The sequence below is a fragment of the Streptomyces sp. NPDC002853 genome (genome assembly GCF_053591915.1).
The window spans coordinates 122,230-128,229 of sequence record NZ_JBSFUS010000019.1 but is presented as its reverse complement, the minus strand read 5'-3'; the positions used below and the strand labels follow the sequence as shown (position 1 = coordinate 128,229).

Annotated in this window: 6 protein-coding genes and 1 pseudogene; 3 read left to right on the top strand and 4 right to left on the bottom strand. The window is 69.1% G+C overall.

Annotated features, from left to right (window positions below; genetic code table 11):
* Both ACWD02_RS39625 and ACWD02_RS39620 read left to right on the top strand, forming a co-directional pair.
* A pseudogene (locus ACWD02_RS39625) lies at positions 1-93 on the top strand (transglycosylase SLT domain-containing protein); the annotation flags it as partial.
* A gap of 52 nt (positions 94-145) precedes the next feature.
* Positions 146-1,282, top strand: coding sequence for an LCP family protein (locus ACWD02_RS39620; RefSeq protein WP_451220756.1), 1,137 nt, complete (start codon positions 146-148; stop codon positions 1,280-1,282).
* Between the two features lie 36 nt (positions 1,283-1,318).
* Here the strand turns inward: ACWD02_RS39620 and ACWD02_RS39615 are convergent, their stop codons facing one another.
* On the bottom strand, positions 1,319-3,421 hold the full coding sequence (locus tag ACWD02_RS39615; RefSeq protein ID WP_451220753.1) for an MMPL family transporter: 2,103 nt from the start codon (positions 3,419-3,421) through the stop codon (positions 1,319-1,321).
* 161 nt (positions 3,422-3,582) lie between these two features.
* The gene (locus ACWD02_RS39610; protein WP_451220750.1) at positions 3,583-4,092 is read right to left on the bottom strand and encodes a MarR family winged helix-turn-helix transcriptional regulator; all 510 of its coding nucleotides are present in this window, start codon (positions 4,090-4,092) and stop codon (positions 3,583-3,585) included.
* A gap of 355 nt (positions 4,093-4,447) precedes the next feature.
* Between ACWD02_RS39610 and ACWD02_RS39605 the strand changes: the two genes are divergently transcribed.
* Entirely contained in the window at positions 4,448-4,780 is a 333-nt protein-coding gene (locus tag ACWD02_RS39605) for an STAS domain-containing protein (protein ID WP_451220747.1), read from the top strand.
* Positions 4,781-4,806: 26 nt separating this feature from the next.
* Here ACWD02_RS39605 and ACWD02_RS39600 read toward each other — a convergent pair whose 3' ends face one another.
* Together ACWD02_RS39600 and ACWD02_RS39595 are read right to left on the bottom strand one after the other, a co-directional pair.
* A complete protein-coding gene (locus tag ACWD02_RS39600; protein ID WP_451220744.1) occupies positions 4,807-5,409 on the bottom strand; it encodes a HutD/Ves family protein in 603 nt (200 codons plus the stop codon).
* 104 nt (positions 5,410-5,513) lie between these two features.
* Positions 5,514-5,954, bottom strand: a complete 441-nt coding sequence (locus ACWD02_RS39595) for a VOC family protein (protein WP_451220741.1) — start codon at positions 5,952-5,954, stop codon at positions 5,514-5,516.
* Positions 5,955-6,000: the final 46 nt, after the last annotated feature.

The following is a 6,000-nucleotide window of genomic DNA, read 5'->3' as shown; positions in this document are numbered from 1 at the left end:
AACCTGACCGACCCCGTCGCCAACATCACCGCGGCCGCGAACTACGCCGCCGACAAGTACGGCTCGATCGACAACGTCGACTCCGCCTACTGAGCCACCGGTCGAGGAACCCACTGAGCCACCGGTCAAAGAGAAGGGGCAGCGCATGCCGCACGAGAGCAGCAACGAGCAGCAGGCGCGCACGGCCGACGGCCCCGCAGTGCCCGGCTACGGGCCCCCGCGGGTGCGGCGCTCCCGGCGCAAGCCGAAGAGGAAAACCCTGCGGTACGCCACGTGGGGCGCGCTGGGACTGGTCCTGATCGGCGGAGGAGGTGCCGCCTACGCCTGGCAGCACCTCAACGGCAACATCCAGGGCACGGACATGAACGCCGCCCTGGGCAAAGACCGGCCCAGCGAGCAGAAAGACGGCTCGATGAACATCCTCCTGCTCGGGTCCGACTCCCGGGCGGGAACCCATGGCCACTACGGCAGTGGCATCAGCGGAGCCCGCGCCGACACGGCGATGGTCCTGCACGTCGACAAGACCCACAAGAAGGCCTCGGTCGTCAGCATTCCGCGCGACACGATGGTCAAGCGGCCCCAGTGCGCCAAGCCGCACGGCGGCACGGCGCCCGGCGCGCGGCAGGCCATGTTCAACTCGTCCTACCAGGTGGGCGGCCCCGCCTGCACCGTGAAGACGGTCGAGAAGATGTCGGGCGTCCGCATGAACCACTACCTCGAGGTCGACTTCAAGGGCTTCCAGAAGCTCATAGACGAGCTCGGCGGTGTGGACATCACCACCCGCAAGGCCATCCACGACCCCAACAGCGGGCTCGCCCTGAGCGCGGGCAAGCACACGCTCAAGGGCAAGCAGGCACTGGAGCTCGTCCGCACCCGGCACGGCGTGGGTGACGGAAGCGACCTGGGCCGCATCCAGCTCCAGCAGGCGTTCATCAAGGCGCTGATCCACCGTGCCGACACCGTCGACCCGCTGGGCAGTCCCGCCAAGTCCTACGACCTGGCGGACACCGCGACCAAGACCATCAGCGCGGACTCCGAGCTGGCGTCCGCCGACAAGCTCCTCGGCCTGGCCAAGGAACTGAAGGGCATCAGCCCGGACCGCACCAACATGGTCACGATGCCCGTCACCTATGACTCCCAGGACGCGGGACGGGTCCTGCCGCTGAAGAAGGCATCACACCGGGTGTGGAACGCCCTGCGCCACGACCAGCCCATCCCGAAGTCCGCGACCCAGGACTCGGTGGGCGACCGGAGTGACTCGCCGGTGTCGGCGGGCACCTGACCCGACCGCGCCCCCGGCTCGCGGCGCGACCTGGCCCTACACCACCTCGTCGCGCCGCGTACGGCTGAGGGCCCCGGGCCACCACGCCTTCGGGCCGATGTCGCGGACCAGCGCCGGCACCAGGAGCGACCGTACGACCAGGGTGTCCAGCAGGACACCGAAGGCGACGATGAAGGCGATCTGGACGAGGAAGGCCAGCGGGATGATGCCGAGGGCCGCGAAGGTGGCCGCGAGCACCACCCCGGCCGATGTGATGACACCGCCGGTCGCGGTCAGGCCGCGCAGCACTCCTTCGCGGGCCCCGTGGCGCAGCGACTCCTCGCGGACCCGGGACATCAGGAAGATGTTGTAGTCCACGCCGAGCGCCACCAGGAACACGAACCCGTAGAGCGGTACGGAGGAGTCAGTGCCGCTGAAGCCCAGGACGTGCTCGAAGACCAGGGCCGAAACTCCCAGAGTGGCAAGGAAGTTGAGTGCCACCGTCGCCACCAGCAGCACCGGCATGAGCAGCGACCTGAGCAATCCGATCAGGATGACGAGGATGATCGCGAGGACCACGGGCACGATCAGCATGCGGTCGTCCTCGGCGGTCCGCTGGGTGTCGTACTGCTGCGCGGTATAGCCGCCGACGAGTGCGTCGGCACCGTCCACCGCGTGAACGGCGTCGCGCAGCCGCGCCACGGTGGCCTTGGCCGCGTCGCTGTCGGCGGCGTCCTTCAGTGTGGCGTCGATGCGCACGCGGCCGTCGACGACGAGAGCGCCCGCGCCGGGCCGACCGGACTCGCCCACGGCGGCGGCCGATGACACCCCTTCGGTGCGCTGGGCCGCGGCGGTGACCTGCTCGGCCCTTTCCGCGTCCGCGATCACGACGGCCGGGTTGCCCGAGCCGCCGGGGAAGTGCTTGCCGAGCGTCTTCTGCGCGGCCACCGACGGCGCGTCGTTGACGAAGATCTCGTTCAGGGGCACGCCCTTGGACTGGAGCGAGGGGGCGAAGGCGGCGCAGACGAGCAGTCCGAGGAGGGTGGCGGCCCAGACCTTGCGCGGAGCCCGGTCGACGAGTGAGGCGATGCGTGTCCACACGCCCTGTCCGGCGGACTTCTCCGTCGCCGGCTTGGGCTTGGCGGGCCAGTACGCCACGCGCCCGAGGAGGATCAGGACCGCGGGCAGGAAGGTCAGCGTGCTGAGCACCGCGCAGACGATGCCGATGGCTCCGACGGGCCCGAGCGCGCGGTTGTTGGTGAGGTCGCTCAGGAGGAGGGCGAGCAGGCCGAGTGCGACGGTCGCCCCGCTCGCGACGATGGGGCCGAGCGAGCGGCGCAGCGCCGAGCGCATGGCGGCGATCCTGTCGCGGCTGCCGGCGAGCTCCTCGCGCAAGCGTGCGGTGAGCAACAGGGCGTAGTCGGTGGCGGCGCCGATGACGAGGATGGACAGGATTCCCTGGACCTGGCCGTCGACGCGCACGACGTCGTGGTCGGCCAGCACGTAGACAATTCCGCAGGCGAGACCCAGGGCGAAGACGGCCCCGATGATGATCACCAGCGGGAGCAGCAGGCTGCGGTAGACGAGCAGCAGGATCACCAGAACGGTGATCAGGGCGACCCCGAGCAGCAGGCCGTCGATTCCGCCGAAGGCGTCGGACAGATCGGCTTGACTGGCCGCGGGCCCGGCGACCTGCACATCGGTCCCCGACACTTGGGCTGCCGCCTTCTTGACGTCCGCCAGGGTGGTTTCCAGCTCGTCACCGAGGTCGGTGCGCAGGGGTACGACCCCCTGCAGGGCTTGGCCGTCCTTGGAGAGCACAGCAGGGGACGGGGGCCCGGCAACCCCTGTGGCGTCCTTCAGGGAGGCCAGCGCCCGGGTGGCGTCGGCCTTCTGCACCTGATCGATCTTGCCCGAGCGCGCGTCGCCCTCCGCTGTCCACACGACGATCGCGGGCAGGGTCTCCTCTTGCTTGAACTTCCGCTGGGCGTCGATGACTTGCGTGGACTCGGCGTTCTGCGGCAGGAAAGCGGCCTGGTCGTTGGTGGCGACCTCCCCGAGCTTTCCGGCGTACGGCCCGAGCGTCCCGCCGATGCCCAGCCAGGCGACGAGAAGAACGACGGGGATCAGCCAGCGTGCCAGGCGCGTACGTGTGGACATGGATCTCCTTGCGAACACGATGCTTCAATAGATAAGTATCTCAATGATTGAAACATCTCGTCGGACACGGGTGCCCGGCGGGTGCACCAGGGAAACCTTCGTCATCCGGAAGAGGTCACGGCGCGGACGGACGACGACAGCCCGCAGCGGTAGGGGTGGAGCTAGCGCTGACGACCGCGCAGTTCGGAGAGCTCCTCGTTCATGGCGGCCAAGAAGCGCACCACCACGTTGAGTTCGTCCTCGCTGAACCGCACGCGGGCGTTCTCCGTCGCGGCGGCGAGGGGCTGGAAGAAGGTGCGTGCAGCCGATTTGGCTCCGGGGGCGTAGTGCAGATGCACCACACGGCGGTCCTCGCTGTCCCGCGACCGGCGGATGTGTCCCGCCCGTTCGAGCCGGTCAAGGCAGGCGGTGACGGCGCCCGACGTCAACCCCAGATGGTCGCGCAGCCGCCCCGGAGTGAGCGGATCACTCGAGTCCAGGATCGCCGCGAGGGCCTGGACGTCCGTGGCGTGCAGGCCGTGGCCGGCGGCAAAACCGTGGATCAGCCGGTTGAGCTCACCGTTCATGCGCCTCAGCTGCACCGCGAACGACTGCAGATCCGTCGGCACCTGAGCCGGCGCCTCATCTGACGCCGCACTGCCACTGAACGCTGATTCCTCTGTACTGGCCACACGACCAGCCTATATATCCCGCACTCCAGAACGACAAGGCGCCGCGAAGCCCATGCGAAGCCCATCCGGCGAACCACCGTGACGTATCCGAATGTGCTGCGGGTCTGTCGGCCAGATCCCCTGCGTGAGTACCCTGTTGACATAGTCCGTGGAAGGACTGCTCGCCGTCAGCGCGGCAGCGGTCTTCCGGCGATCTCTCGGGCCCGGAGTGGGGCCCTACCCCGTCAGCGGCTGTACCCACGGGACCCTGAACCCGTCACCAGGCACCGCGAGACGCACCGTTTCCCTCCAGGGTGGACCCTTCTCTTTCGGGTTCCGTTGTATCTCTAACGGTGCACGGCATCCGGGACTACTCATGCGCGGCTACTTCGCCGACGATCTGCTCCTCATCGTGCCATCGACCGCCACCGAGGGTGTGTGCCTGTTCGGAGAGGTCCTGGGTGCGCACAAAGGTGCGCTGGCCATGGCGCTGACCGCACAGACCCGCACCACACAAGAGATCACCATCGACCTGACTGGGGTTCACTACCTGGCCAACAGCGCCCTGGAGATCCTCGTGGCGCTCGCCAACAACCTCCAGCCCCCTCAAGGCCTCGTCGTCCGCGCCGCCCCACAACTGGCGTTGCGGGAAAGACTCAACGCACGCGGGTGGGACGACATCGAGACCCTGCGCGTCGTCGACGCTTAGCCGCACAGCGATTGTGCGTGTCACCGTCAGCGCGTGGGGCTGATCCTGATCCCGGCCACGGTGCCGTCGCCCCGCAGGCTCAGCACCCCGGCACCTTCGTGCCGTACGCAGTCGAGACGGCCGAGTGCGGTCTCCCGCCCGCCTGGGCCCCTGACGCTGATCCCCTCGGTGGCGGCCATGACGAGCAGGGTCTCGCCCTCGGCGCACACCATCTCCGCGCCCCGCGCGGCGGTCACGGTGACCATCCGGACCTGTGCCGTGGCGCGCCCTCTGCGCGTCATCACGTTCATGTCGCGGACGGCGCCCGCCTTCAGCAGGCAGTCCGTCGTCGCGTCGCCGGGGAAGGCGAAGGGGTTCAGCGGTTCCACCAGCTGCGAGGTGCCGTCCACGGTCAGCACCATGCCTTCGCCCTCGACGAGGGTGATCACACGGTCGATCCCGGGAAAGGGCGAGAAGGGCCCGCCCGCGTCCACGTCCGCGATGCTCACCCGCCAGTCGAACCCGTCCGGGGGCTCCTTCGTGGCGAAGGGCGCCCGCATAGTGCCCGACGCGACCTCCCGGGTCACACCGCCGCCGTTCTTCCACGGCATGCTGCGGTACTCGCTCCAGCGCAGAACATCCCCGCCCATGGGAGGCCGCCTCCTTCTTCCGTCGTCCGGCCGGGCGCCAGCCTACGTGCTGCTCAGAAGCGGAGGGCGGCTGGTGGGCAGGGTGTGGAGCCGACCCAGCGGTCTCACTGCAGCTGCTGGGCCAGGCCGACGATGATGCCCTCCGGGCCGCGGACGTAGCAGAGCAGATAGCTGTCCTCGAACCGGGCGATCTGGCCGACGAGTTCGGCGCCGTGAGGGCGCAGGCGGGCAACGGTGTCCTCGAGGTCGTCGACGGCGAACATGACCCGGTGGGTGCCCAGGATGTTGTGCGGCTGGTCGCGCGACCCGGCGCTGGTCGCCGCGGGGGTGCGATACCTCGCCAGCTCGAGCCGGCTGTGGCCGTCCGGGGTCCGGACCATCGCGATGTCGCAGTGGACGCCGTCGAGTCCGGTGCACTGATCGGCGACGGGGCCCTGGACCTCCGCCCTGCCCTCCAGCTCCATACCGAGTTCCACGAAGAACGCGATGGCGGCGTCCATGTCCTCGACGACGATGCCGACGTTGTCCATCCGCTGAATCGCCATGACGGCTTCTCCTTCTTCCTCGCGCGGCCGGTGGTGGCCGCTGATG

Bases quoted from the DNA above. Each gene is read 5' to 3' on its own strand.
- ACWD02_RS39620 (WP_451220756.1), top strand. From the start codon at position 146: ATGCCGCACGAGAGCAGCAACGAGCAGCAGGCGCGCACGGCCGACGGC.
- ACWD02_RS39615 (WP_451220753.1), bottom strand. From the start codon at position 3,421: ATGTCCACACGTACGCGCCTGGCACGCTGGCTGATCCCCGTCGTTCTT.
- ACWD02_RS39605 (WP_451220747.1), top strand. From the start codon at position 4,448: ATGCGCGGCTACTTCGCCGACGATCTGCTCCTCATCGTGCCATCGACC.
- ACWD02_RS39600 (WP_451220744.1), bottom strand. From the start codon at position 5,409: ATGGGCGGGGATGTTCTGCGCTGGAGCGAGTACCGCAGCATGCCGTGG.
- ACWD02_RS39595 (WP_451220741.1), bottom strand. From the start codon at position 5,954: ATGGCGATTCAGCGGATGGACAACGTCGGCATCGTCGTCGAGGACATG.